Source organism: Streptomyces sp. CB02923 (genome assembly GCF_001905005.1).
GTDB lineage: Bacteria > Actinomycetota > Actinomycetes > Streptomycetales > Streptomycetaceae > Streptomyces.
In genome coordinates this window covers 247,124-272,424 of sequence record NZ_LWKZ01000023.1, presented here as the reverse complement: position 1 = coordinate 272,424, position 25,301 = coordinate 247,124, and the positions used below count along the sequence as shown (strand labels likewise).

Annotated in this window: 23 protein-coding genes; 9 read left to right on the top strand and 14 right to left on the bottom strand. The window is 72.1% G+C overall.

Going from position 1 to position 25,301, the window contains the following annotated elements:
- Positions 1-102: 102 nt before the first annotated feature.
- A complete protein-coding gene (locus A6A06_RS19800) occupies positions 103-1,068 on the top strand; it encodes a cytochrome c oxidase assembly protein (RefSeq protein ID WP_073762621.1) in 966 nt (321 codons plus the stop codon).
- Between the two features lie 121 nt (positions 1,069-1,189).
- On the top strand, positions 1,190-1,348 hold the full coding sequence (locus A6A06_RS41830) for a hypothetical protein (protein WP_199931005.1): 159 nt from the start codon (positions 1,190-1,192) through the stop codon (positions 1,346-1,348).
- Between the two features lie 64 nt (positions 1,349-1,412).
- On the opposite strand, the gene A6A06_RS19795 is transcribed toward A6A06_RS41830, so the two are convergent.
- Both A6A06_RS19795 and A6A06_RS19790 read right to left on the bottom strand, forming a co-directional pair.
- Entirely contained in the window at positions 1,413-2,252 is an 840-nt protein-coding gene (locus A6A06_RS19795) for an NAD(P)-binding domain-containing protein (RefSeq protein WP_073762620.1), read from the bottom strand.
- Between the two features lie 31 nt (positions 2,253-2,283).
- Positions 2,284-2,868, bottom strand: a complete 585-nt coding sequence (locus A6A06_RS19790) for a dihydrofolate reductase family protein (RefSeq protein ID WP_073762619.1) — start codon at positions 2,866-2,868, stop codon at positions 2,284-2,286.
- Between the two features lie 192 nt (positions 2,869-3,060).
- Here A6A06_RS19790 and A6A06_RS19785 point away from each other — a divergent pair, with 192 nt between their 5' ends.
- Complete coding sequence (locus A6A06_RS19785) at positions 3,061-3,636, top strand: TetR/AcrR family transcriptional regulator (RefSeq protein ID WP_073762618.1); 576 nt, start codon at positions 3,061-3,063, stop codon at positions 3,634-3,636.
- 38 nt (positions 3,637-3,674) lie between these two features.
- On the opposite strand, the gene A6A06_RS19780 is transcribed toward A6A06_RS19785, so the two are convergent.
- Both A6A06_RS19780 and A6A06_RS19775 read right to left on the bottom strand, forming a co-directional pair.
- Positions 3,675-4,310: an HAD family hydrolase gene (locus A6A06_RS19780; RefSeq protein ID WP_073762617.1), complete on the bottom strand. Its 636-nt coding sequence runs from the start codon at positions 4,308-4,310 to the stop codon at positions 3,675-3,677.
- Between the two features lie 208 nt (positions 4,311-4,518).
- A complete protein-coding gene (locus tag A6A06_RS19775; RefSeq protein ID WP_199931003.1) occupies positions 4,519-5,103 on the bottom strand; it encodes an AMIN-like domain-containing (lipo)protein in 585 nt (194 codons plus the stop codon).
- Positions 5,104-5,466: 363 nt separating this feature from the next.
- Between A6A06_RS19775 and A6A06_RS19770 the strand changes: the two genes are divergently transcribed.
- From A6A06_RS19770 to A6A06_RS19760, 3 genes are all read left to right on the top strand, one after another.
- Positions 5,467-6,978, top strand: coding sequence for a selenium-binding protein SBP56-related protein (locus A6A06_RS19770; protein WP_073762615.1), 1,512 nt, complete (start codon positions 5,467-5,469; stop codon positions 6,976-6,978).
- Positions 6,979-7,113: 135 nt separating this feature from the next.
- Positions 7,114-7,962, top strand: a complete 849-nt coding sequence (locus A6A06_RS19765; protein WP_073762614.1) for a nucleotidyltransferase domain-containing protein — start codon at positions 7,114-7,116, stop codon at positions 7,960-7,962.
- 265 nt (positions 7,963-8,227) lie between these two features.
- Positions 8,228-8,935, top strand: a complete 708-nt coding sequence (locus tag A6A06_RS19760) for an alpha/beta hydrolase (RefSeq protein ID WP_073762613.1) — start codon at positions 8,228-8,230, stop codon at positions 8,933-8,935.
- A gap of 153 nt (positions 8,936-9,088) precedes the next feature.
- Here the strand turns inward: A6A06_RS19760 and uriT are convergent, their stop codons facing one another.
- From uriT to A6A06_RS19730, 6 genes are all read right to left on the bottom strand, one after another.
- Positions 9,089-10,528: a uridine transporter UriT gene (gene uriT, locus A6A06_RS19755; protein ID WP_073762612.1), complete on the bottom strand. Its 1,440-nt coding sequence runs from the start codon at positions 10,526-10,528 to the stop codon at positions 9,089-9,091.
- A complete protein-coding gene (uriH, locus tag A6A06_RS19750) occupies positions 10,525-11,472 on the bottom strand; it encodes a uridine-preferring nucleoside hydrolase UriH (protein WP_073762611.1) in 948 nt (315 codons plus the stop codon). The genes uriT and uriH overlap by 4 nt, the downstream gene beginning before the upstream one ends.
- A gap of 294 nt (positions 11,473-11,766) precedes the next feature.
- Positions 11,767-13,380: an ATP-dependent DNA ligase gene (locus A6A06_RS19745; RefSeq protein WP_073762610.1), complete on the bottom strand. Its 1,614-nt coding sequence runs from the start codon at positions 13,378-13,380 to the stop codon at positions 11,767-11,769.
- Between the two features lie 104 nt (positions 13,381-13,484).
- Positions 13,485-14,336 carry a helix-turn-helix domain-containing protein gene (locus A6A06_RS19740; protein ID WP_073762609.1) on the bottom strand — a complete coding sequence of 284 codons (852 nt, stop codon included), beginning with the start codon at positions 14,334-14,336 and terminating at the stop codon, positions 13,485-13,487.
- Positions 14,337-14,525: 189 nt separating this feature from the next.
- Positions 14,526-14,852 (bottom strand): YkvA family protein, encoded by a 327-nt coding sequence (locus A6A06_RS19735; RefSeq protein WP_073762608.1) that lies wholly within the window; start codon positions 14,850-14,852, stop codon positions 14,526-14,528.
- A gap of 247 nt (positions 14,853-15,099) precedes the next feature.
- Positions 15,100-16,239 (bottom strand): acyltransferase family protein, encoded by a 1,140-nt coding sequence (locus A6A06_RS19730; RefSeq protein WP_242440832.1) that lies wholly within the window; start codon positions 16,237-16,239, stop codon positions 15,100-15,102.
- Positions 16,240-16,963: 724 nt separating this feature from the next.
- Here A6A06_RS19730 and A6A06_RS19725 point away from each other — a divergent pair.
- On the top strand, positions 16,964-17,890 hold the full coding sequence (locus tag A6A06_RS19725) for a S1 family peptidase (protein WP_073762606.1): 927 nt from the start codon (positions 16,964-16,966) through the stop codon (positions 17,888-17,890).
- Positions 17,891-17,966: 76 nt separating this feature from the next.
- Here A6A06_RS19725 and A6A06_RS19720 read toward each other — a convergent pair whose 3' ends face one another.
- Together A6A06_RS19720 and A6A06_RS41825 are read right to left on the bottom strand one after the other, a co-directional pair.
- Entirely contained in the window at positions 17,967-19,793 is a 1,827-nt protein-coding gene (locus A6A06_RS19720) for an asparagine synthase-related protein (RefSeq protein WP_199931002.1), read from the bottom strand.
- Between the two features lie 6 nt (positions 19,794-19,799).
- The gene (locus A6A06_RS41825; RefSeq protein WP_199931001.1) at positions 19,800-19,949 is read right to left on the bottom strand and encodes a lasso RiPP family leader peptide-containing protein; all 150 of its coding nucleotides are present in this window, start codon (positions 19,947-19,949) and stop codon (positions 19,800-19,802) included.
- A 224-nt stretch (positions 19,950-20,173) separates the two neighbouring features.
- Here A6A06_RS41825 and A6A06_RS19715 point away from each other — a divergent pair, with 224 nt between their 5' ends.
- On the top strand, positions 20,174-20,512 hold the full coding sequence (locus A6A06_RS19715; protein WP_073762605.1) for a hypothetical protein: 339 nt from the start codon (positions 20,174-20,176) through the stop codon (positions 20,510-20,512).
- A gap of 13 nt (positions 20,513-20,525) precedes the next feature.
- On the opposite strand, the gene A6A06_RS19710 is transcribed toward A6A06_RS19715, so the two are convergent.
- Together A6A06_RS19710 and A6A06_RS19705 are read right to left on the bottom strand one after the other, a co-directional pair.
- Positions 20,526-21,335 (bottom strand): DeoR/GlpR family DNA-binding transcription regulator, encoded by an 810-nt coding sequence (locus A6A06_RS19710; RefSeq protein ID WP_073762604.1) that lies wholly within the window; start codon positions 21,333-21,335, stop codon positions 20,526-20,528.
- Positions 21,336-21,365: 30 nt separating this feature from the next.
- Positions 21,366-22,418 carry an NAD(P)-dependent alcohol dehydrogenase gene (locus tag A6A06_RS19705; RefSeq protein WP_073762603.1) on the bottom strand — a complete coding sequence of 351 codons (1,053 nt, stop codon included), beginning with the start codon at positions 22,416-22,418 and terminating at the stop codon, positions 21,366-21,368.
- 535 nt (positions 22,419-22,953) lie between these two features.
- Here A6A06_RS19705 and A6A06_RS19700 point away from each other — a divergent pair.
- On the top strand, positions 22,954-25,260 hold the full coding sequence (locus A6A06_RS19700; protein ID WP_206780367.1) for a PP2C family protein-serine/threonine phosphatase: 2,307 nt from the start codon (positions 22,954-22,956) through the stop codon (positions 25,258-25,260).
- Positions 25,261-25,301 lie beyond the last annotated feature (41 nt).

The window sequence follows — 25,301 nt, the reverse complement described above, 5'->3', positions numbered from 1 at the left end:
GCGGTCCGCCACGCGGCGGCCCGAACCGCCCCCGGCCGCGTCCACGGCCGGGGGCGGTTCTAGTCTGGTCGCGGAGTATCGGTACGAATCAGGAGCGAGCGGATGGATCACGGCGGGCACGGCATGGACATGGATCTGCCGCCGTTCACGCTGGGGCGCGGCATGGAGTTCGGCGGAGACCCGATCTTCCTCGTCGGCTGCCTGGTGGGGCTGATTCTGTACGGATGGGCGGTGCTGCGGCTGCGGCGGCGCGGGGACCGCTGGCCGGTGGGCCGGACGGTCGCCTGGGTGGTCGGCGTGCTGACCGTGGCGCTGGTGATGTGCACCAAGCTCAACGACTACGGCATGGCCATGTTCAGCGTGCACATGGTGCAGCACATGGTGATCAGCATGCTGTCGCCGATCCTGCTGCTGCTCGGCGCGCCGGTGACGCTGACGCTGCGGGCGCTGCCGGCGGCCGGGCGGGGGCGCAAGGGGCCGCGTGAGCTGCTGGTGGCGCTGCTGCACAGCCGGTACATGCGGGTGATCACTCATGCGGCGTTCACCATCCCGATGTTCATCGCGAGCCTGTACGCGCTGTACTTCACGTCGCTGTTCGACTTCCTGATGCAGTCCAGGGCCGGGCACATCGCGATGATGGTGCACTTCCTGGCGGTGGGCCTGGTCTTCTTCTGGCCGATCATGGGCGTGGACCCCGGGCCGCACCGGCCGGGCTACGTCATGCGGATGCTGGAGCTGTTCGCGGGCATGCCCTTCCACGCGTTCTTCGGCATCGCCCTGATGATGGGCACCGAGACGATGACCAAGACGTTCGAGAACCCGCCGGCCTCCCTGGGGATCGACGCGCTCGGCGACCAGAGCGCGGCCGGCGGCATCGCCTGGGCCTTCAGCGAGATCCCGTCCGTGCTGGTGCTCGTCGCCCTCCTCTACCAGTGGTACAAGTCCGAGGAACGGCAGAACCAGCGCAAGGACCGCGCGGCGGCCCGGGACGGCGACCAGGAGCTGGTGGCGTACAACGCGTACCTGGCCTCCCTCCAGGCCCGGGGCCAAGGGGGCGGCGCAGGGTGACCGGTTACTGACCGGAGGTCACGCACGACAGGTAGCGGTACGGGCCGCGGCCGGGGACGATGTCCCCAGAGGCCGCGGCCCGTGGCGTTGGGCCGCCGGCCGCCGTGAGGAGGTTACGGGGATGCCCGGATCTGCTAAGGCGATGGCGGCGTGCACGGTGGGCGGGCTGGTCGTGGCGACGGCCTACACCGTGGCGCTCGGCGGCAGTGGCTGGCTCTGGTTCTCCTGGGTGGTGCTGGCCCTGGTCACGATCGGCGTGGTGACGGCCCGGCCGTCCTGATCCCGGCAGCCGTCCGCCACCGCGGTGCGGTCCCTCGCGCGAGAAACGCGAAGCGGAGCTGCCGTCACCCCTGACCGCTGTCCCGTGGGCCCTCCAGACCACCCAGGAGATCGTCGAGGGCCTTGCCGAGGGCTTCCGAGGTGGCCGGGGTGAACCATGAGGTGCGGATGCGTTCGTTGTTTCCGTTCGGGGTTTCGTGGTCGGCCGCGAGCCGGTGCAGGGAGCGGGTCCGGTCACCGAGGGAGCGGCCGACGCCCTGGAAGAGGCTGCGCACGTAGCTCTCCGCGTCGTCGGAGGCGATGCCGTGGCCGACGGCCCACGAGGTGAGCGTGGCGAGATACGCGTAGTGGGTGGTCAGCGTTCCCGTCAGCGCGGAAAAGGCGTTGAAGGCCGCCTCGTCCTCGGCCGGGAGCACCCCGCCCAGGTGCTCGAAGAGGGAGTCCGCCGCCGGGTGCGACGGGTACGTCACCGTGAGGGAACGGCGTTCGCGTACGGTGGGCAGCGGGATCGCCCGTACCAGCGCGGCGTCGGTGGCCAGCGTCCGGCGCAGCTCGTCGATGCCGACCCCGGCCATCACGTTGACCACGAGCTTGTCGTCGTCCACCCGCAGGCCGGCCAGTGCTTCGTGCCGGTCCTGGCGGCGCACGGCGATGATCACCAGCTCGGAACGGTCCACCACCTCCTGGTTGCCGGCACACACCCGCACGCTCTCGAAGCGCTCGGCCAGCTCCGCGGCCGTGGCCGCTCCCCGGGGGGACAGGAACACCTCCGGGGCCTCGTCGCTCCCGTCTCTGCCGTCGCTCCCGTCTCTGCCGTCGCTCCTGTCGCAGAGGCCCGTCACGATCGCCCGGCCGATCTCGCCCACTCCGATGATGCCTATGCGCTGCACTGCGTCTTCCTCCATGGTGTGTGGCGGTCGTGGGCCAGGGCCGAGATCAGCGCTTGCGGCTGTACGTGCGGACGAGGGCGCCGTTGTCGAAGGTGCGGACGGAGTCCAGGGTGAAGTCCGTGACCGCGAAGTCCGTGCCGAACATCGGCATGCCGGAGCCGTACACCTGCGGATAGGTCTTGATCACCAGTTCGTCGACCTCGTCGAGCAGAGCACCCGCGAGCCGGGAGCCGCCGCAGAGCCAGATGCCCAGGCCGCCCTCCTCGGCCTTGAGGGCCCGGACAGCGCCGACCAGGTCGTCGGTGATCAGGTGCACGTTCGGGTCGGGCGACGTGCCGAGGCTGCGGGAGGCCACGTACTCGCGCAGGTGGCCGTACGGGCTGGTGATGCCGCCGTCCAGTGCCAGCTGGTAGCTGCCGCGCCCCTGGACCACCGTGTCGAACTTCTGGTTCTCGGCGTCGTGGAACTTCAGGATCTCGCGGCCCTCGGCCGAGACGGTCTCCGGGTACTGCGTCTTGAGGAACTCCAGGAACTCCTCGCTCACGCACCGCATCATCGACGACGCGTCACCGTTCGGGTCGCCGATGAAGCCGTCGATCGAGCAGGCCACGAAGTAGGTGAGCTTGCGCAAAGGGGTCCTCGTTTCCGCTGGCGATGCGGCGGGCGCATCGCGGCCAGGGTGGGGCGGTGGCGGCGCGCGGCATGTTCCGCGGCGCAACCACGTCGCTTATAGTGCTTCAGACGTAGTGGTTGCGCAAGCCCTTTACGCGCCGACACGCAGCGTCACCGCACTCGCCACGGGGGACCGCAAGGAGGAAGACATATGGCCAGGAACCCGGAACGCAGGACGGCCCTCGTCGACGCCGCCATCGAGGTGCTGGCACGCGAGGGGGCGCGCGGGCTCACCTTCCGCGCGGTCGACGCCCAGGCCGGCGTCCCGGTCGGTACGGCGTCCAACTACTTCGCGAACCGGGACGAACTGTTCACCCAGGCGGGCAGCCGCATCCACGTACGCATGACACCCGACCCGGCGCAGGTCGGCGAGGCGATGCTCCCGGAACCCAGCCGGGAGCTGGTCACCGGACTCATGCGGTGGCTGGTGCGCCGCATGAGCGACGAGCGCACCGGCTACCTGGCCATGCTGGAACTGCGCCTGGAAGCCACCCGACGCCCGGCCCTCCAGGCCGAACTGAACCGCGCAGTGCGCGCCGCCTTCGAGGAGAACGTCCGCTTCCACCTGGACGCCGGACTGCCCGGCGACGCGGACACCGTACTGGTCCTCTACCTCGCCATGACAGGGATGCTGCTGGAGCACTTCACCCTGCCCGACATGCTCTCCGACACCGAGCTGGACAAGCTGGTGGAGACAGTGGTGACGCATATCGTGCCGATGGGGTGACGGGGGGCGGCCCGCGCCGGGTGTCCGGAAGCGGCGTCTCACATCGCGGCGCCCCGGACGGCCAGAAGGTCCAGCGCCTGCAAGGGGCCCGGCAACACGACGTCCGCACGCTCCGCCCGGTCGTACATGTGGCCCCAGGCCGCTGCCGCACCGCGGCTTCCGGCGGCGGCAGCGGCGCGCAGGTCGAGCGGAGAGTCACCGACGTAGGCCAGGCCGGCGGGTCGGACGCCGAGTTTCCGCGCGGCCAGGAGAATTCCGTCCGGGGCGGGCTTGGGGTGGGCCACCTGGTCACCGCCGATCAGCACGTCGGCTCGCAGGCCCGCCGATCTCAACAGCATGTCCGCGGCCCGGGTACTGGCGCCGGTGAACACGGCCAGAGCCCGGCCCTGCGCCCGCAGCGCGGCGAAGGCGTCGGCCACCCCTGGGTAGGGGGCGACGTCGACGTCCGCGAGCTCGCGGTAGTACGCCTCGGTCTCCGGCGGCGCCAGCCGTCGGCCGACCAGGTGCTCCAGGATGACTTCCGGCGTGCCGCGCCAGTACGCGCCGACGACGTCGTCCGCGCCGACGTCGGGTCCGCCCAGCACACGGACCGCACGGACGAACGCAGCAGGTACGGCCGCCGTGGTGTCCAGCAGCGTGCCGTCCATGTCCCAGGCCGGCTCTTCGACAGTCATCCCGGGATCCTCGGACAACCCGGGCCCCCGATCAAGGCGTTGGACGCTCACCGGGCACATCGGATCACGCGCCCGCCCGGGACCGGGGGCGGCAGAACGCCCCGTACGGCGCGGCTCCGCCGAAGCGGCCGCGACGGCGGAGCCGGGCCGCCCCCGGTCATCGGGTCATACGCGGGCCGCCGTGCGGCGGCCGCGCGTCAAGCGCGGCTCAGGAGTGGGCGACATCCACGATGAGCTGGTTCTTCTGCTGGACGACGCGGAACGGGAGCTGCTTGCGCACTCCCAGGCCTATCTGCGTGTCCCCCTCGAAGCTGGCCCCGAACCGGGTGTCCTTGAAGGTCTCGTAGCCCTTGATGTCGACGCCGGGGAGCGGCTTGCCGGCCTTGCCCGGGTACGTCGACTTGCCCGTCGCCGGGTCGTAGCTCGGCGCCGCCACCCGGATCTCCAGGATGGCTCCGCCGCCGACCTCGATGAGGTCGCCGGAACCGTCCTGGTGCAGTTCCTTGACGTAACCGACCCGGTATCCGACCGGCTTGCCGTCGGCGGTCGGTACCTCGAAGACCATCCGGTCGTAACAGGCGTGCCGACCGGTCGTGATCTTCTTCAGCGGCTTGTGATCGCGTGCGTCGGCGGTCTTCAGGGCGCTCCCCCAGCCGCCGGTGTCGCACGTGGCCTGCGGCGCGGCGGCCGGTGCGGCCCCTGTCGCCGGTGCTGCCGCCGCCGACACCGCTGTTGCCGACATCGCCGCGCCTGCCAGCACGACCGCGGTCAGCACAGTGCCCAATCGTCGCATTGCCTACCCCGTATCTCGTTGATCACGTCGCAACCACCGCAGTCCGGTGGTGTGTTCACTTCGTGGTCCGGCCGGTCGGATCCGGCCGGTCCCCACGGGAGATCATTGCGCACGGGTCTGACAATCGGACAGCGAGGCGGCGTTTTCCGGCCGCGGCGCGGCGGCCCGCGGCCGGTGTGCCCTTGGCGGCGCGAGGGCCCTGTGCGAGGCTCGCAGCCACGGCGGAGCCGGGCCGGGCGCGTCGCCCCACCGGTTCGTACGCATGCCGACCAGGCCGCCTGTTACGGACAGTCCGGCGCGGCTTCCCGCCCGGCCGGCCGGGCGGACCGGGGAGCCGGCCACGGAGCCGAGGAGAGCCACAAGATGACTACTTCTGATCACGCCGGTCAGGCTTTTGACCACGCCGGTCAGACCTCTCGCACCGCTCACCCCGATGACACCGACCACACCGGCGACGCCCGCCACACGGGCCACGCCGTCCGCCCCGACCCCACCCTCTACCGCTCCCCCGCCGACGCCATCGCCGCTCCCCCGGAAAAACTCGCCTATCTCGTCGGCTTCGACCGCACCGCGCAGCGCCCGGACGCGCTGATCGTCGTCGACACCGACCCCGGATCGAGTTCGTACGGGCGGGTGCTGCACCTCGCGGACGTGCCCGGCCTCGGAGACGAACTCCACCACTTCGGGTGGAACGCCTGCTCCAGCGCCCTCGCCCACGAAGGGCACCACCACCCCGAACGGCGCTACTTACTGGTCCCCGGGCTCCGCTCCTCCCGGCTGCACGTGTTCGACACCCGCCCGGACCCGGCGCGCCCCCGCCTCGTCAAGGTGATCGAGCCCGCCGAACTGGCCGACGCCGCGGGCTATTCCCGGCCGCACACCCTCCACTGCGGACCCGGCGGCGTCCTGCTCTCCTGCCTCGGCGGCGCGCACGGCAACGACGGGCCGGGCGGCGTCGCACTCCTCGACCACGAGACCTTCGACGTCCTGCGCGCCTGGGAGACGGACCGCGGCCCGCAGCGCCTGGCCTACGACGTCTGGTGGCACCTCCAGCACAACATCGCGGTGACCAGCGAGTGGGGCACCCCGTCGATGGTGGAGAACGGCGTCGACCCGGAGTTGCTGCTCGGCCGCTCGTACGGCCACGCGCTGCACTTCTGGGAGCTGGACTCGGGCCGCCATCTGCAACGCGTCGACCTGGGCGACGAACACCAGATGGTCCTGGAACTGCGGCCGGCCCACGACCCGGCGGCGACGTGGGGCTTCGCGGGCGTCGTGGTGAGCGTGGCGGACCTGTCGGCGTCCGTATGGCTGTGGAACCGCGAGGACGACGGGCGGTTCACGGCGCACAAGGTCATCACAATCCCCGCGGAGCCCGCCAAGGAGGACGAACTGCCCCCGGCGCTCAAACCTTTCGGCGCGGTACCGCCGCTGGTCACCGACATCAACCTGTCGGTGGACGACCGCTGGCTGTACGTGTCGGCCTGGGGCACCGGCGAACTGTTCCAGTACGACGTCAGCGACCCCTTCCACCCCCGCAGGACCGCGTCCGTCCGGCTGGGCGGCATCACCGCGCGGCAGCCGCACCCGGCAGCGCCGGGGCTGCCGCTCACCGGCGGCCCGCAGATGGTCGAACTCAGCCGCGACGGCCGCCGGGTGTACCTCACCAACTCGCTGTACGGGTCGTGGGATGACCAGTTCTACCCCGAGGGCATCCATCCCTGGCTCGCCAAACTCGACGCCGACCCGGACCGCGGCGGCCTCACTCCCGACCGCCGCTTCTTCCCGCACGGTGAGGACTTCCGCGGCCTGCGCGTCCACCAGACCCGTTTGCAGGGCGGCGACGCGTCGTCCGACTCGTACTGCCACCGCTGACCGCGGCGGGCCGATGGCCAGGCGGAACCGACGGCCGGGCAACGGAACCGTTCTTCTGTCACGCGCGTGACAGAAGAGACCACGCCATCCGGAGAAGCACCGCCGGAACAGCCGGCGGGCGGAAGGACACAGGCCATGCACGGTGAAACGGGCAACGCGCGCAAACGCGTGGTGCATCCTTCGGTGGAGGCCGTGGTGCGCGGCTATCTCGCGCATACGGACCGGCTCTGTCCCGGCCTGGTCGAGGGCCTGTACCTGACGGGGTCGATCGCCTTGGGCGACTTCCGGCCGGGGCGCAGCGACATCGATTTCGTGGTGGTCACCGCACAGCGCCTCACGGCCGCGGACGTCGCGGCCCTGAAGCAGGCGCACGCCGAGACGCGTGGCCGGTTCCGGCGCCCGCACTTCGACGGAATCCACGTCACCTGGCAGGACCTGGCCGCGGGTTTCGCCTCCTGCCCCGGCGTCCCGTACACGCTGCTGGGGAAATTCCGTACGGCAGGCGCTTTCGAGGTCAACCCGGTGACCTGGGCGGTCCTCACGAAGAACGCCGTTTCCGTGCGCGGCCCGGCGCCCGGCGGTTTCGAGGTCGGTACCGACCCGGACTCCTTGCGCGACTGGACGCTGGGCAATCTTGAGGATTACTGGCGGCGCCGGCACATCGAGCAGAGCAGGCCGCTGTCGCCGTGGGGCGTGGCCGCGCTGGGCGGCCGGGCGGTGGCCTGGGGTGTGCTCGGGGTCAGCCGTCTCCACCACACGCTGGCCACCGGGGAGATCACGTCCAAGGGCGGCGCGGGCCGCTACGCGCTGGAGACGTTCGCTCCGGACTGGCACCCCGTGATCGAAGAGGCCCTGCGCCTGCACGGCTCCGTGTCCGTTCCGCCGCCTGCGCCCTCCCGCCCGTTGCGCAATCCCTTCGCCCGCCGCAGAGCCGCCACGGACTTCATCGCGATGGTGGTCGACGATGCGACGGCGGCCCGCTGAGACCTGGCATCCGGGTGCCGGGATCTGTCGTCGGGGCGTGGGCGGTGTCCCATACGCGCGGGTACGCACGGGCGAAAGGCAGTGGCGCCGGGCCTCGTGCGTCGTGTTCCATGATCCGTAAATCCGTAAGGGAGCCCTGTCCGGACGGGAGTTCGCCCCCGGTCCGGGCAGCGTGCCCCGGCCGGGCGGCGAGCCGCGAGCACGCGCGCCGCGCATCTGCCGTCCCGACCGTCACCCACGTCCGACCACCGGGAGCGTCACACCCATGTCCACCACCGCGGTCCGCCCGTCCTTCCTCCTCGTCCACGGCGCCTGGCACCGGTCCACGTGCTGGGCCCCCTTGCAAGATGCCCTCGCCGCCGACGGCTGGCAGTCCCACACCGTCGACCTGCCGAGCTCCGGCCCGCAGCGCACCCCGACCGCCGGGATGCTCGACGACGCCGAAGAGATAGCCGCGCACCTGCGCCGGATCGAAGGGCCCGTGGTGGTGGTCGGCCATTCCTACGCAGGCGCCCCGGTCACCCAGGGAGCCGCGGACCTTCCGCACGTCGCCCACCTCGTCTACCTCACGGCCTACATGCCCGCGGAGGACGAGTCGCTAAGGAGCATCCACGGCGGCGCGCCCAGAGAAGAGGACCTCAGCGGCCTCGCCCCTCTCGTCTTCGCCGACCCGCGCACCGCGTTGTACGGGGACGTGCCCGACGACGTGGCCGAGCAGGCCATGGCCCGGCTCGTCGACCAGAGCCGGCGGTCGTTCCAGCAGCCGGTGACCCGCGTGGCGTGGCGGACCGTGCCCTCCACCTACGTCATCTGCGAGGACGACCAGGCGCTCCCGCCCTCGCTGCAGGCGAAGATGTCCGCCCATGCCACACACGTCAAACGGCTCGGCACCGGCCACTGCCCCTTCCTGTCGGCGCCCGCCGATCTGGCGAAGCTGCTCGGCAGGATCGCCGAAGCCGCCGTGGCGGACTGACGCCGGCGTCACCCGGCCGCGTACCGCGACGGGCCTCCGCCGGATACCGCGGCGGGCCTCCGCCGGACCGGGCGCGCAACGGACCGGCCCCCTTCCCGGGCGGAAAGGGGGCCGGTCCGTGGAACCACCGCGGCCCGTGGGCCACCGCGGCCCTCACTCGTGTGCTTCGGCTTCCACCGGCTTCGGGATCAGGAACGACGCCACGAGGGCGACGGCCATGATGACGACTCCCGCGATCATTCCGGCCGTGTAGCCGGAGGCGGACGACGGGTCGTCGGCCGGTATGGCGGTCTTGACCGCGTACAGGGCCGCGAAGCTGAGGCCGGAACCGAGGTTGAAGGCACCGGCGTTCAGGCCGGGCAGAAAGCCCGGGTTCTCCTTGGGCGACAGCACGATGCCGAGGCCGTTGAGCACGATGTTCGCCACGCCCGCGTAGGTGATGCCCACCAGGATGGAGGCGGCCAGCAGCAGCCCCTTGGAGTGGGCGGAGAGCGTGACGATCATCAGCACGACGGTCGCCGCCGCGCCGACGAGGCCCAGCCGCAGGATGCGGCCGTACCCGAACGTCGCCGCGAGCCGGCCGGCGACCGGGCCCATCGCGAGGCCCGCGATGGCGTACGGGGTCAGCGTCCACCAGGCGGACTGCTCGGCCGACATGCCGAGCCCGGCCTGCGCGTCCTGCGCGAACGCGGGGATGAGCCCGTTCATGACGGCGAACACGCCGGTCATCGTCAGCAGCGTGGTCAGCAGCGTCGCCCAGGTCGAGCGCTGCCGCAGGTGCCGGGTGGCGACCAGAGGGTGCCGTGAGCGGTCCTCGGTGCGCCAGAACAGCCAGAACGCCGCCGCGGCCACGACCACCAGCACCGCGATGAGCGGCCAGTTGGCGGCGGCCAGCTTGCCCGCCTCGTTGAGCGCGACGAGCAGCGAGCCGACCGACACGACGAGCAGCACGACACCGGGCCAGTCCATCCGGTGACTGTCGGGGGCCTTGGACTCGGGCGCCATGGTCGCGACGAGGGCGGCGGCGATGGCGGCGACGACGGCCATGGCCCAGAAGACCGCGGCGAAGCCGTGCCGGTCGGCGAGGTAGCCGCCGGCCAGCGAGTCGATGCCGGCGATGCCGCCGTTGACCGCGGTGATCACGCCGAGCAGCGTGCCGTACCGCTTGGGCTCGGTGACCTCGACCCGCAGCATGATCAGGCACAGCGGTACGGTCGGCCCGGACACACCCTGGATGACGCGGCCGACGAACAGCATCGGCACGCTCTGCGCCAGCGCCGCGACGATGCAGCCGACGACCATCAGGGCCATCATCCCGGCGAGCACCTTGCGGCGGCCGAGGATGTCGCCGAGCCGCGGCAGGAACAGCGAGAACAGTGCCGCCGAGGTGAAGAAGGCGGTCTGGGTGAGCCCGATCTCGGCCGAGGTGGCGCCGAGGCTGTCCTCGATGCTCTTCAGCGCGGGGCTGAGCATGCTGGCGTTGAGCTGGAAGGCGACGCAGGCCGTCAGCAGCGCGGTGACCAGCACGCCGATCCGTACGGTGCGGCCCGGACCCGCCGTCCCGGCGGGCCGGACGGTGTGCGGCGCGCTCATGCCTCGACGTCGCCGATGCGCTGGAGGGCGTCCACCACCAGGTTCCAGAACCGCTCGTGGTCGAGCTTGACGGCGACCTGGGTGCGGCAGTCCTCGGGGATCGGCCAGCGGAAGTCGGTGACGGTCATGCCCATGGTCAGGCCGCCGGTCAGCTCGATGTCCACCGGGGCCTTGCGTACGGTCATCACGTCCGGGTCGATGACGTAGGCGACGGCGCACGGGTCGTGCACCGGCGGGTACTCGAAGCCCTGGTTCTCCCGGTAGGCGTCGCGGAAGAAGTCCAGCAGTTCCAGGACGAACTGGGCGGGCTTGGTGCCGACGTCGGCGATCTTCTTGGTGACCTCGGGGGTCGCCAGCGCCTGGTGCGTCAGGTCGAGGCCGACCATGGTGACGGGCCAGCTCTCGTTGAAGACGATGTGCGCGGCGTGCGGGTCGATGACGATGTTGAACTCGGCGACCGCGCTCCAGTTGCCCTCGTGGTAGCCGCCGCCCATCAGGACGACCTCGCGGACGCGCTCGGCGATCCGGGGCTCCTTGCGCACGGCCAGGGCGATGTTGGTCAGGCCCGCGGTCGGGACGATGGTGATTTCGCCCGGTTCGTGCGCCATCACCGTGTCGATGATGAGGTCGACGGCGTGCCGGCGGTCGAGCTCGAAGTTCGGCTCGGGCAGGTCCGGGCCGTCCAGTCCGGTGTCGCCGTGGATCTCGGGCGCGTTCTCGATGGTCCGGACGAGGGGCCGCGGGCTGCCGGCCGCGAAGGGCACGCCGGTGATACCGGCGATGCGCGCCACGGACAGCGCGTTGCGGGTGACCTTCTCCAGGGTCTGGTTGCCGACCACGGTCGTCACGGCGACCAGGTCGATGTCGGGATTGCCGTACGCCAGGAGCATGGCGATGGCGTCGTCGTGCCCGGGGTCGCAGTCGAGAATGATCTTTCTGGCCAACGGAAGAGCCCCTTTGCTCAGCGAAGGTGTTGAAGTGGATCTTTGGGTGCACAGCAGAAGGGCTGCTACCGGAGAGCACGGGCCGGCGGCGGTGCGCCGGCCGGGCGGGCGAGGCCGACCGCGGCTGGTGCCACCGGACACCTCCCCTTCGACACGGATCGGGAAATCGATTTCACGGAGGCGCCGCCTCCGCATTGGGCCCTGACCAGCAGTCGAGGCCTCTCCTGTCATAGTGCCAGAGCGTTCGGACACGGCGGACATCCGGGGCTCCGGACCCCGCGCGCTACACCGAGGTCAGCCCGCGGTGCCCGGCTCCCGCGGGCCGTCCGGCGCTTCGGGCGCCCCGGGCCCGGCGGGTTCCGGCGGCCCCGGCCGCTCGTGCGCGGCCAGGACCGTCTCCACCGTGTCCGCCTCGGCGGCCGACTTGTCTTCGCGATAGCGCAGCACCCGGGCGAAGCGCAGCGTCACGCCCGCCGGATAGCGCGTCGAGGACTGCAAGCCGTCGTACGCGATCTCGACGACCAGCTCGGGGCGTACGGTCACGACGTAACCGCTCTCGCCCACCGCCAGCTCGCGCAGCCGTTCCGTCTGCCAGGCCAGGACGGCGTCGGTGAGGCCCTTGAACGTCTTGCCGAGCATGACGAACGTGCCGTCCGGGCCGCGCGCGCCGAGATGGAGGTTGGAGAGCTTGCCCGTACGGCGGCCGTGCCCCCATTCGGCGGCCAGTACCACCAGGTCGAGCGTGTGCACCGGCTTCACCTTCAGCCAGGCGGCACCCCGGCGGCCCGCGCTGTACGGCGCGTCGAGCGCCTTGACCATGACGCCTTCGTGGCCACGCCGCAGCGTCTCGGCCCAGAACTCCTCGGCGGCCCGGCGGGCGGCGGCGTCGGCCGGGTCGTCGACCACCGTCCGGCGCACCCGCCGCTCCTCCGGGACCAGCCGGACCAGTTCGGCGTGCCGCCGGTCGCCGGGCAGATCCAGGAGGTCCCGGCCGTCCACGGCGAGGACGTCGAAGAAGACCGGGGTCAGCGGCAGCGCGGCCTGTGCGGCGGCCACGTCGACGCGCGAGCCGAACCGGCCCGCGATCTGCTGGAACGGCAGCGGGCGCCCGTCGCCGCCGAGCGCGATCACTTCGCCGTCCAGGACGAAGCACGGCGCGTCCAGGGCGAGCGCGGCCTCGGCGATCTCGGGCAGCCGGCCGGTGACGTCGTCGAGGGTCCGGGTGTAGATCCGTACGGCCCGGCCGTCGCGGTGCACCTGCACCCGGATGCCGTCCAGCTTCTCCTCGACGGCACACCGCCCGGCCTTGTCGATCGCCTCGGCCAGGGATTTCGCGCCGTGCGCCAGCATCGGCCCGACGGGGCGCCCCACCGTCAGCCGGAAGTCGGCCAGCGCCGAGGGCCCCTCGGCGAGCAGGCCGCGGGCCACCTCTTCCAGGGACCCGGCCAGCATCACGGCCCGCCGTACGTCCGTGACGGGCGCCCCGGCCGCCGCGGCAATCGCCTCGGCGGCGACGGCGTCGAGCGCGCCCTGCCGTACCTCGCCGGTCAGCAGCCCCACGAGGAAACGTTGCTCCTCCTCGGTCGCCGCACCCAGCAGCTCCTGTACGAGCCGCCGCCGCTCGGCCTGCGAGCCCGGCCCCGCGACGGCGGCCAGGGCGGTCAGGGCCGCGTCGGTGCCGAGCACGGTCAGCGTGGCGGCCTCCGCGGCCGGAACGGGGTCCTTCAGGACACTCCAGCCGACCCCGATACGGCCCTGCGGCAGCCGCCCCGCCAGGTAGGCGATGGCCACCGGCGCGTCGTCCGGGCCGGCCTGGCGGAACAGTTCCGCCAGCAGCTTGATCTTCTGGGAGCGCGCCGAGGTGGCAGTGACCTCCCGGGACACGCGTGCGAGACGGGCCAGCAGCATGGGGCCATCCTGCACCGGCAGCGCCACACGCGCCCCTGCACGGGCAGCGGGCAGCGGGCTCCGGGCAGCGGGCAGCGAGCACCGGGCACCTGCCCGGCATGACGCTACGGGCCGGGGCGGCGGGGCCCGGTCTGGCTCCGGGTGGCGTGGAGGGAGCCCAGGAGGCTCAGGGCCTGGGCGCTGGGACTGCCGGGTTCGGCGTGGTAGATGACGAGCTGCTGTCCGGGGGCGTCGCGTACGTCGAAAGCCTGGTAGGTGAGGGTGAGCGGGCCGACGTCCGGGTGGAGCAGCCGCTTGGCGCCCCGGGTCTTGCCGCGCACGGAATGGGCGTTCCAGAGGCGGGCGAAGTCCGCGCTGTGCCCGGTGAGGACACCGACGAGTTCGCGCAGCCGCGGATGGCCGGGGTCGGCACCGGCCGCCTGGCGCAGGTTGGCGACCGTGGCCTGGGCCGCCCGGTCCCAGTCCGTGTAGAAGTTCCGGCCCGCGGGGTCGGCGAAGATCATGCGGGCCAGGTTGTCCGCCGCCTCGAACGGGGCGTGGAGGGCGTCGGCCAGGGCGTTGGCGGCGAGGAAGTCCAGGGCCGGGCCGAGGACGAAGGCCGGGGTGTCCGGGTAGCCGTCCATCAGCTGGCGCAGTGCGGAGCTCACTTGCCCGGCGCAGTGGGCGGAGAGCAGGTCGCCCGGCGTCGCTCCGGCCAGCCGGTACAGGTGCGTCCGGGCATCCGCGTCGAGGCACAGTGCGCGGCTGAGGGAGTCGAGTACCTGCGGTGAGGGGTTGCGCTCGCGTCCCTGTTCCAGGCGGGTGTAGTAGTCGGCGTTCACTCCGGCCAGGACGGCGACCTCCTCGCGGCGCAGTCCGGCGACTCTGCGAAGCCCGTAACTCGGCATGCCGACGTCCTCCGGCCGCAGGCCGTCGCGGCGTGCGCGCAGGAAGTCTCCCAGGTGGTTGCGGTCCATGCGTTCAGGCTATGCGGGGGTTACGTGAGGTGCCGGGGTGTGCTGCACCCAGGCACCTCACGTCCTGGTCGGCCGCCGCCGGGCGGCATCGGCACGGCGGCCCGGGTGGCGGCAGCTCGCCGGTGGCGACAGTGCGTCGGTGGTGGCAGCTCGCCGGTGGCGGCAGCTCGCCGGTGGCGGTCGGCGCCGTCACATATCCGCTTCGATCTCCGGCGGCGCCGTGGACCGCTTCCCCTTGCGTACGCCCGAGGCGTCGGCCGCCGCCTGCAACGAGCGCAGGGCCAGCAGGAGCACTCCGATGTCGTCGAGCAGGACCGGGTCCGGCAGCAGGTCGACCGGGGAGATCAGATAGAGCAGCGCGCCCCAGTACGCGACCTTGTTCTCCAGCGGTACGCCCGCGTCGCGCAGGGCGTGGCGCGCGCGGACCACCTTGACCAGCAGCACGATGGCCGTGCCGACCATCGCCGCGAGCAGCACCGCCAGGATCACCACGATCGCCCACATCTCACCGCTCATCCCTGACGTCTTCCCTCCGTCACGCGTGAAATGCCGATCAGCAGCGGCATTCTGCGTCCGGTGCTCATGGCACTCACGTCAACGAGCGTCCGGAGAAAGCGAAACGACGTAAGCGGAACGACGTAAGCGGAACGATGTAACGGGGACGGCATACGGGACGGATGGGGCCGGAGTTTCCCCCTGGCCCCGTCGGCCCGGCCGGTCGGCCTGACCGGTCGACTCGGTCACCCCGGTCGGCCCGGCCCGGTCAGTGCAGCAATTCCGGATCCGGCTTCCGTTCCTCGCGCACGATTTCCCTGCGTTTCTCCACCGGCACACCGGGAACTTTCCCCCGTGAATGGAATCGCATTTCCTCGACACTCTTCTGCATGGCCACCCGGAGTTTCTTTCCCAGCGGCCGCTCCACGAACCGGTGCACCAGCCAGGAAAGGACCAGCATGAGAACGACGATCCCCGGCAGCAGCACAAGAGCGGGCACCCGGCTGCGCAACAGGTCGATGAGGGTGAAACCGACGTACATGTGAAGCAGATAGAGCGGATAGGTGAGCGACCCGGCGGTGGACAGCCAGCGCCACTGGAGTTTGTCGAACCACCCGAGGGCGATGGCCGCCATGAGTGCGAAAGCCGCCAGGACGGCCAGCCGTACCGGCCAGCCCTGCGCCAGGTCCGCCTTCGCGCCGAGATTCATCACCAGCCGGCCGCGCAGATAGTGCTGGGCCAGCAGGAAGGAGACGGCGACGATCGCCCACAGCAGGACGGTGGGCCGGAAACGGTGCATGAGGTAGAAGGCGATGCCCGCGATGAAGTACGGGGAGTACGGCGCGATCGCCCACACCGAGAGCAGGTCGCTGTTGGCCTTGAGCGCCACCACCCCGGCCACGGTCCACAGGCCGCAGAAGAGCACGCAGCGGCGGTACGTGACCCCGCGGAAGACCACGACCGCGAACAGCAGGTAGAACTTCAGCTCGATGAACAGGGTCCAGTAGGCGTCGTCCACGTCGGGCACGCCGAGCCCCTGCTGGAGCATGGTGAGGTTGGTCAGGACCGTTTCCCAGTTGTCCGCGCTGCGGACGTTCGGCCACACCGTCAGGACCGCCGCCGTCAGCAGCACGGCGACCCAGTAGGCCGGATAGAGGCGGGAGACGCGGGAGGTGACGAAATCCCCGAGGGAACGCCCCCACGCGCTCATACAGATGACGAATCCGCTGATCAAAAAGAAGACCTCGACGCCCAGCCAGCCGTACTCCGACAGGTGGTAGACGAGCGGGGAGAATGCCTGCGGATCATCGCCCCAGCCGTCCCGCAGGGTGATGTAGTGATACGCCAGGACCATCAGGGCGGCCAGCAGCCGCAGCCCGTCCAGGACACGCAGTCTGGGCCGCCGCACCTCTCCCTGCGGGCCGGGAGGATGTTGGGGCGCAGCGTAAAGCATCCGGTTCCTTAGCGACGGTGCGGCGGCAACCTGTCCGAGTTTTACGGTAATCAGCAGAAAATGCGCGAACGGATCGCGGAGTTTAGCGTACGGCACCTCACCTGCCTCATGTCCACAACGCCCGTGAGCTTCGCGAAGTTCGACCGCGATGCGGGCCGACGTGGTATCGCCGGATGGCGCGGTGCGCATTTGTGAGAAACACATGAGAAAGCGGGTCGGCGGCCAACCGCGCGGACGGCAAAGGTGTCGCCGCCGAAGGCCGCCACAAGGCGGCGGACCGGAGGCCGGGCCGAGAGCGGAGCCGACGGCAGGGCCCGGGAACAGGCCTGGGAACAGGCCCGGGAACAGGGCTGAGAGCGAGGTGCTGGAGCAGGTCCGGGAGTCAGGGTGAACGGCAGCACCCGGACAGCGCGCACTCCGGCGCGCGCGGCCCCCCGCCCCGGCAGGCGCACTCCCCGTACCCGCCGCCCCCTCCCACCCTCCATGCCCCTCCACGCCCCGCCGTGCCCGCACCCCCCGCCCCTCCCGCAACCTCCACTCCTCCAGCCCCACCACCGGGCAAATCCGAACATCTTTGCGCCGGTTACGGCGAAGTTGTTGCCAGCAGCCTCGGTTGCCCCAACAATGCGCACGTCAAAGCCGAAGGAACTTCGGCCACGAATTCTGAGAGGACCCCCACATGAGAAGCCCTCTCGTCGGTGCCCTGGCCACGGCCGTCCTGGGTACCGCGGCCCTCGTGGGCACCGCCGGAACCGCCGGCGCTGCCACGCTCCCGGACGCCGCCGGCCACACGGCGACGCCCTCGCTCCAGCGCACGGCGGACACCACGCTCACGGACACCACGCGCACCGGAGCCGATGCGGCGGCTCCCCGGGCCGTGTCCTTCGCCGGCACGGTGGCGCTCAGCAACTGCTCCGGAGCGATCGTCCGGATGCCCACCTCGACCGACAACGACCCGGCGCTGGTGATGTCCAACGGCCACTGTCTGGAAGGCGGCATGCCCGGTGCGGGCGAGGTCGTCGTCGACCAGCCGTCCAGCCGCAGCTTCACCGTGCTGAACGCCTCGGCGGGCAACCTCGGCACGGTCCGCGCCACCAAGGTCGTCTACGGCACGATGACCGACACCGATGTCTCGCTCTACGAACTCTCCTCGACCTACGCCCAGATAAAGCAGCGCTACAACATCAAGGCGCTGGACATGGCCACCACCCACCCCGTCAAGGGCTCGGCCATCAGCGTCGTCTCCGGTTACTGGAAGAAGACCTACAACTGCAACGTGGACGGCTTCGCCCACCGGCTGAAGGAAGGCGACTGGACCTGGAAGGACTCGGTCCGCTACACCGCCCCGTGCAAGGTCATCGGCGGCACGTCGGGTTCGCCGGTGATCGACGTCGCCTCCGGCAAGGTGGCGGCCGTCAACAACACGATCAATGAGAGCGGCCAGCGCTGCACGATGAACAACCCGTGCGAGGTGGACACCAACGGCCAGGTGACCGTACGCCGGGGCATCGGCTACGCCCAGGAGACGTACGAGATACCCAAGTGCTTCGGCACCGGCAACAAGCTGGACCTGGGACGGCCGGGCTGCGTCCTGCCCAAGCCGTAACCCTCCGACCGGCCCTCCGACCGGTCCGCCGATCGGCCCTCCGACCGGCGGGCACCACGCGTGCCCGCCGGTGCGCTCACCCGCCACGCGGCCTGATCGCGGAACGCAGCCAGACCTCGCAGGCCAGCGTGTTGTCGAGGGCCCGTATCACCTCCGGCGGCAGGTGCGGCCGGGCCAGACCGGCCGCGAGGGCCGCGGTGTCCAGGAGGCCGGCGCGGGCGAGCCGCGACTCGTTGAACAGGTCCGCCAGGGCTGCCCGGTTCCGGCGCAGGGCGAAGTAGAAGTCGGCGGTGTACTCGCCTTTCGTGGTGCGCGACAGCAGGGTGTCGGGGACGACTCCGCGCATGGCGGTGGCGAGGACCGGTTTGTAGCGGTCGGGGGCGCCGCGGTCGGCCACCTGTACGGACAGCGCGGCCTCGATCACGCTGTCGTCCAGGAAGGGCGCGGCGTGCGGCAGCCCCAGACCGGCCGCGGCCTGGTCGACCTGCCGGAACGCCCGGCCGCATACCTGCGCACCGGCCAGCGCGGCGTGCTGGCCCCGCTGCGCCGCGAGCGCCGCGGGGGCTTCGGCGGCCGCTTCGCGCAGGACGGAGCGGGCCGCGTGCACCGCTGCCGGGGTGGCCCACGGCGGCATGGACGAGAACGTCCCCCAGGCCGAGCCGGACGTGAAGCGGGCGGGAGACGCCTTCGCCGGGTCCGGGGCGAGGTGGTCGGCCCAGGCGGTCAGCCACCGGCTGAAGGTGCTGCGGTCCGCCAGCCCGCGCAGCAGCGGCCACAGCGGCTGGGGTTGTACCGCCCGCTGCCTGCGTACGCGGCCGGGCACGGTCCGCGGGTGGCTGCGCAGGACGTCGTGCAGGTACGGGGGCAGAGCGGCGAACAGTTCGTCCCCGCCGCCGCCCGACAGGTGCAGCGATGACCCGCGCGCGGTCATCATCCCGGCGAGGGTGGCGAGTTTGGCGCTGTCGCGGACCCAGACGCCGGGCTCGTCCGCGGCCACGTCCAGGCTGTTCATGCCGCTGAACCACAGGGGCGCACCGGCGCGGTCGGGCAGGACGTGCTCGGCGCCGGGGAGCCGGGCGGTCGCCCGCGCGGCCCAGGCGGCGTCGTCGTTCGCCGGGTCCACGCTCTCCCAGCGGAAGGTGACCAGGCGGGCCGGGCCGCGGGCGGCGAGGAAGCACAGGCTCGTGGAGTCCATCCCGCCGGAGAGGTCCGAGCTGACGGTCTTGCGGTCGGCGGTGCAGGAGTCCACCGCGGCGGTGAGCGCCTGCCGTACCGCGTCCGCCCCTTGCGCCAGCGGGAGTTCGGGATCCGGCGGGGACCACCACCGCTGGACCGTGGCCCGGCCGTCCGCCGTCAGCAGCAGGCCGTGCCCGTCGGGTACGGCATGGACGCCACGCCACAGGCAGCCGCCGTCGGCGAGCGGGTACGGAGGGGGCGACGCCAGCAGCCGGAGTGCCAACTGCCGTTCGTCCACGCAGGCGTCGAGCGCCGACGCCAGGATGTCGGCCCGGCTCGCCGCCACCGTCACGCCACCGATCCGGGCGTGGAAGACGCGGCGTACGGCCGAGGCGCTGCCGCGTACCCGGACCCGGCCGCCCGCGGAGACCACCGCGTGGAAGCTCCCCGCCAGTCCGGTGAGCGCGTCCTCGGCGTCGGCGGCGTCCCGGACCCGGCGCAGCCGGTCCGTGAGCGCGTCGGCGGTGACCGGGCAGCGCCCGATCACCGCCATGCGCGCTCCGGCCACCACGGCGGTCACCAGGTGCCCGGCCGGCCAGCTGCCCACCAGCCACGGGCGGCCGGAGTGGTGGGAGACCACCTCGGTCGCGCCGGACCGCAGCATGCTCGCCGCGGCCTGCCCGCTCTCACCGTCGGGAAGGACCGCGAACCACACTTCTCCGGTCAAGTCCGGTCAGCCCGCCGGTGGGATCTGCCAGTACCAGGGGGCGTAGCCACCCTCGAAGAACGTGCCGACGTTCGAGCCGAGAGTCAGGTCGGCGAAGTCACCGAGCTCCTCCATCACGGGTGGCTCGTACACGAAGTCCGCTTCCACAGTGCTCACCTCTCCACGCGGTGGTCCCCGGCGTCCCGACCGCTTCGGGCCGCCGAGCCCCTCGCGCCAGGGGACTGCCCGGCACGGCACCGCCGTACGCCGGACGGAGGCCGCCTTCACCCGGCGGAGTGACGCGCCCATGCGTCCATCCGAAGCGCGCGTCCTCGCCCGGCGGGACGACACCGCGGCCGGTCCGACGGGCAACGCGGTCAGCGGTGTGGCACCGTCGGACCATGAACGCGGCATCCGACATCCGGTCCCAGGCCACCGCCCTCGCCCGCGACCTCGGCGGGCCGTGGCAGCCGGACGACGCGGACCGCAACCTGGCCCTCGCCCTGGTCCTCGCCCGTGACGACAACGGCGGCCGGCTCACCGCCCCCGTCATCACCCACATCCTGCTGAGCGCCTCCTGGGGTCTGAAGCCCATCGGCGCCATGTACCAGCTGATGGCCTGCACCGCCGACGTCCTCGACGACCCCGGTCAGCGTGATTCCGACACCGGCCGGGAGGCCCTGACCGACGTCAACCGGCTCCTCGACACGGTCGCCGCGCTGCCCCCGGACGGCATCTGACCGAGGCGCCCGCTCACCCCGCGCCGGGCTCGACGACCTGGACGGCGGCGCCGGTGGCCCGCAGGGCCGTGAGTTCCGCCGCGGGGGTGGCGGTGTCCGTGACGACCGACCGGTAGAGGGCCGCGGTGCCGTACCGGTACGTGGCCCGTTTGCCGAACTTGGAGTGGTCCACCACCAGTACGGCGTCGTCTGCGGCGGCCAGCATGGCCTCCTTGACCTCGGCGTACTCCCGCAGCGGGTGGAAGAGCCGCCCGTCGAGGACGGCGGCGGCGGACGTCAGCACCAGGTCGGCGTGGAGCCGGGCGAGGCTCCGGGTGACTTCCGGGCCGGTGCAGGAGTTGAACTCGCCCTGGTATCGGCCGCCGAGCAGGGTGACGTCCACGCCGGGTGCCGCGCCCAGCCGCTGCGCCAGGCCGACGGAGTTGGTGACCACGGTGAGCTGCGCGGCCCGGTCCTGCCGGGCCAGCATCCCGGCCAGGGGGTAGAGGGTCGTGGAGTCGTCCATCAGCAGGGTGCTGCCCGGTGTGATCCGGTCGGCCACCGCGGCGCACAGCGCCGTCTTGGCCGCCAGCCCGGCGCTCTCCCGGAAGCGGGTGGCGGTCTCCATGGTCAGGGCGGGGAAGGCGACGGCCCGTCCCCGCTCCTTGCGGAGCAGATGGCGCCCGGCGAGGTCGTCGAGGTCGCGGTGCATCGTCATCAGGCTGACGCCGAAGCGGTCGGCGAGCGCGTCGATGCGCAGGGCGCCGTGGTCGGCGACGTACTGCAGGACGGCCTGCCGCCGCTGTCCGACGGCGGCCTGTGACGGCCGTGCCTTGGCGGGCATCCGGTTCCTTCCCCTCCGCGCCCGCGGCGGTCAGCTGGGCAGCGGACACACCACGGGCTTGATCGTCGTACGGTCACGGGCGGCTGCGGTGAGCGCCCGCTCCGCCTCCTCCAGGCCGTACCGGTGGGAGACCAGCCGGTCGAGCCGCACGTCGCCGGAGGCGGCCAGGGCGATGGCGGCGGGCCAGGTGTTGGCGTACCGGAAGGTGCCGGTGACCTCGATCTCGAAGTTTTGCACATGGGCCAGCGGCAGCGGCACGGTGTCGCCGCCCATCCCCACCAGCACCGCCCGGCCGGCGCGGCCGACGGCCCGGATCCCCTCCTCGGCGACGGCCGGGACGCCGGAGCACTCCAGGAGCACGTCGGGGGCGTACCCGGTGTCGGCGAGCCGGGTGGTGCGGACGTCGACGGTGGCGGTGGCCCCCAACTCCCGTGCGAGGTCGAGCCGTTCGGGCGCGATGTCGGTGACGACGACCTCGGTGGCGCCGAAGGCGCGGGCCGTCTGGAGGGCGACCAGTCCGATCGGTCCGGCGCCGGTGACCAGCACCCGCGCCCCGGTGCCGATCCGTGCCTTGCGCGCCGCCCACACGCCGACGGACAGCGGTTCCAGGAGGGCCGCGGTCTCGGCGGTCAGCGTGCCGGGGACGGCGTGGGCGAAGTGCTCGTCGATGGCGACGTATTCGCACAGGGCACCGTCGACCGGCGGGGTCGCGTAGAAGGACACGTCGGGGCAGAGGTTGTAGCGGCCGTGGCGGCACTGCGTACAGGTGCCGCAGGGGACGCCGGGTTCGAGGGACACCAGCTGTCCCGGCTGGTGCCGGGTGGCGCCGGGGCCGAGGGCGACGACCGTACCGCCGGGCTCGTGGCCGAGCACCATCGGGGCGCGGACGACGAAGTCGCCGATCCGCCCGTGCTCGTAGTAGTGCACGTCGGAGCCGCAGATGCCGACGGCTTCGACACGGACCAGCACCTGTCCCGGCCCGGGGACCGGCACGGGCCGCTCCTCGATCCGCAGGTCCTTCGGCGCGTGCAGCACGGCGGCACGCATGGTCGCGGGTACGTGGGCGGGCAGCGGAGCGGGCATGGGCGGGCGTCCCTCGGGAGTCGGCGGGCGTCGGCGGGCGTCGGGCGTCATCGTGCGGATGGCGGTGGAGAGCGGGGAAAGCGGGGAAAGCGGGGCAAGGGTGGAGAGCTTGGAGCGCGTGGAGAGCATTGTTAGCAGAAGTACCCAGCATTGTTAACACAGATTGCGTGATGTTGCCGGAGGCGGCGCCGCGCACACCACCCCTGCCCGCGCCCCACCGCACCGACCTATAACGGTCAGCCACCGCTCGTCTTCTTGCCTGTGGGAGCAGCACGGCAAAGGCATTGGACATTACCGGCCACTTCTCACGGTGATCGCGTGGGCACTGATAGACATCTGCCGTCATGAGGCAGGCTCCCCCGACCGGTCGCGTGCGTGTACGTCTTCCGTGCGCCCGCCGGAGAACCGCGGGTGGGCACAGGTGCCTTCGAAGAGGCGACGAGGTGCCATGGTCCGGTGCGACAGCGGCATTGCCGGTTCCCGGCCGGAGGAGAGCGGTCCCCCGCAGGCGGCCGGGCCGACGACGGGGGCCGCGATGAATGCCGCCCGCGTCGCGGAACTCCTCGTCAAGCATCTCGGGTGCGACGAGGCCCAGGCCCGCGCCTGTGCGAGCGGGCTGCTGGGAACGTGGACGGTGCCCCCGCCCGGAGAGGCGGTCCGCGACGCGGGCTTACGCGAAGGGTCACTTCGCACCCAGGTCGTCGCCGGAGCGGGCATTCCCGGAGCGCGCGTTCCCTCAGTGGGCGTCCCGGCAGCGGCCGTTGCCCGTCTTTCGCTGCCCGCACCGGAAAGGTCCGTCGCCTCCGGGAACGGCTCGGCAGCCGCCGCCGGAACGGTCCCCCACCGCACCGCCCCCTGCGACGGCGCCGTGGAACTGACCACCGCCCGCAGCCCGGTGGAACTGGCCCAGCGGCTCTACGAGCGGGCCAGTTCCACGGGCGCCACCGCGGTCCTGCTCGCGGTCCTGGACATGGAAGGTGTGCTCCGCATGAGCGGAGTCGCCGGTCCGGCCGCGCAGGCGGTCAGCGACTGGTCGCAGGTACCGCTGCGCTGCGTTCTCCCGCTGGCCCGCATGGCCGAGGCCGACCAGCAGGTGTGGCTCGACGACGAGGTGGGGAACCGGGTGCTGACCTGGGTCTCGGCCAGGAGCGACGCGCCGGGCGCGCCCCGCCCCGTCGGCGCCGGGGAGCCCGGCACCGGTCCCGGCGCCGTGGTCTGCGTGGTCAGCGTCATCTGGTCGGGGCCTCCGCCGCGGGCCGCGGCGGCCCGCGGCCGGCTGGAGGCGCTGACCGACTGTGCCGGGCAGCGGCTGCGCGGTCTGGCAGCGCTGGGGCTGCCGGACGACGACGTGCGGGCGGCCTGGCTGGGCGCGGTCATCGACGCCATTCCCGTACCGGCCGCGCTGCTCTTCCCCGTACGCGGCCCGCTCGGCCGGGTGGTCGAGTTCACCATCGACCACTGCAACGCGCACGCCACCGGCCTCCTGGGCCGTACGCCCGAACAGATCACCGGCAGCCGCCTGCTCGACGCCTTCCCCGGCATGATCCTCTCGGGGATCTTCGACGCCTATGTGACGGTCCTGGAGACCGGTGTGCCCCTGGACCGGGGCCCGTTCCCGTACGAGGAGCCGCTGCACGGCGGGCTGCGTCCGGCCGTACTGAGCGTGCGCGCCCAGCGGCTGGGCGGCGGGCTGCTGGTGAGCTGGCAGTTCCACGACGAGCAGGCGCGGATGACGGCCCGGGTCGACGACGCCGAGCGGCTGGCCGACCTCGGCTGGGCGGAGTGGAACCTGGTCACGGGCGCGGCCACGTGGTCGCGGCGGATGTACGACATCCTCGGGCTCGACCCGTCCGGCACCCCCTTGCCCCTGGGCGCCCTGTCCGGATACGTCACCGAGGAGGACCTGCCCACCGTCGTCCGGGCCGTGCAGTCGCTCTCCCGCGACCGCGGTCCGGTGTGGTTCGAGGTCCGTACGCACGCGGCCGGCGGACCGCGCCACGTGAGCGTCAACGCCGAACTGCTGCGCGACAGTCTCGGCAATCCCGTGGCGCTGCGCGGTGTCGTCCAGGACGTCTCCCGCGTCCGGCGGGTGGAGGCGGCGCTGGCGGAGTCCCGGCGGGAGGCCGAGCATCGGCAGCTGCGGATGGCGGAGGAGCTGCAACTGGCCCTGCTGCCACGGGTGCACACCGACCTGCCGGGCCTGCGGGCGGCCATCCGCTACCAGCCCGCCGAGAACTGCGCCCGCGTGGGCGGCGACTGGTTCGAGGCCACACCGCTGCCCGACGGCCGGGTGCTGATCGCCATCGGCGACGTGCTCGGGCACGGACTCCAGGCCGCCGCAGGCATGGCGCAGTTGCGCAACGCGCTGCTCGGGATCGCGTACACCGGCGCCGACTCGGCCCGCATCCTCGACTGCCTCAACCTCGTCGCCTTCCACGGCCACGACGAGTCGCTGACGGCGACCGCAGTCGTCGGTCACTTCGATCCGCGGCGGCGCACGCTGTCCTGGGCGCGCGCCGGTCACCCGCCGCCCGTGCTGGTACAGGGCGGCCGGGCCACCGAGCTGATCAACGACGACGGGACCACGCTCGGCGCCAGCCTGGAACCGGGTTACGCCTGCAAGACGCTCTGCCTGGGGCCCGGCGACCGCGTGATCCTCTACACCGACGGCCTGGTCGAACGCCGCGCCGACCGGGCCGGCGACCGCGAGGACCTGCTGCTGTCCGCCGCCCGCCAGGGGGCTCCGGGCACCCCCGAAGAGCACTTGCAGACCCTGCTGTCCGTCCTGCACACCAATCCGGAGGACGACACCTGCGTCATCGTCCTCCACGTGGGGAGTTGACCGACGATGCCCGTCAACCTGCCGCCCGGCGGCCCGCCGGG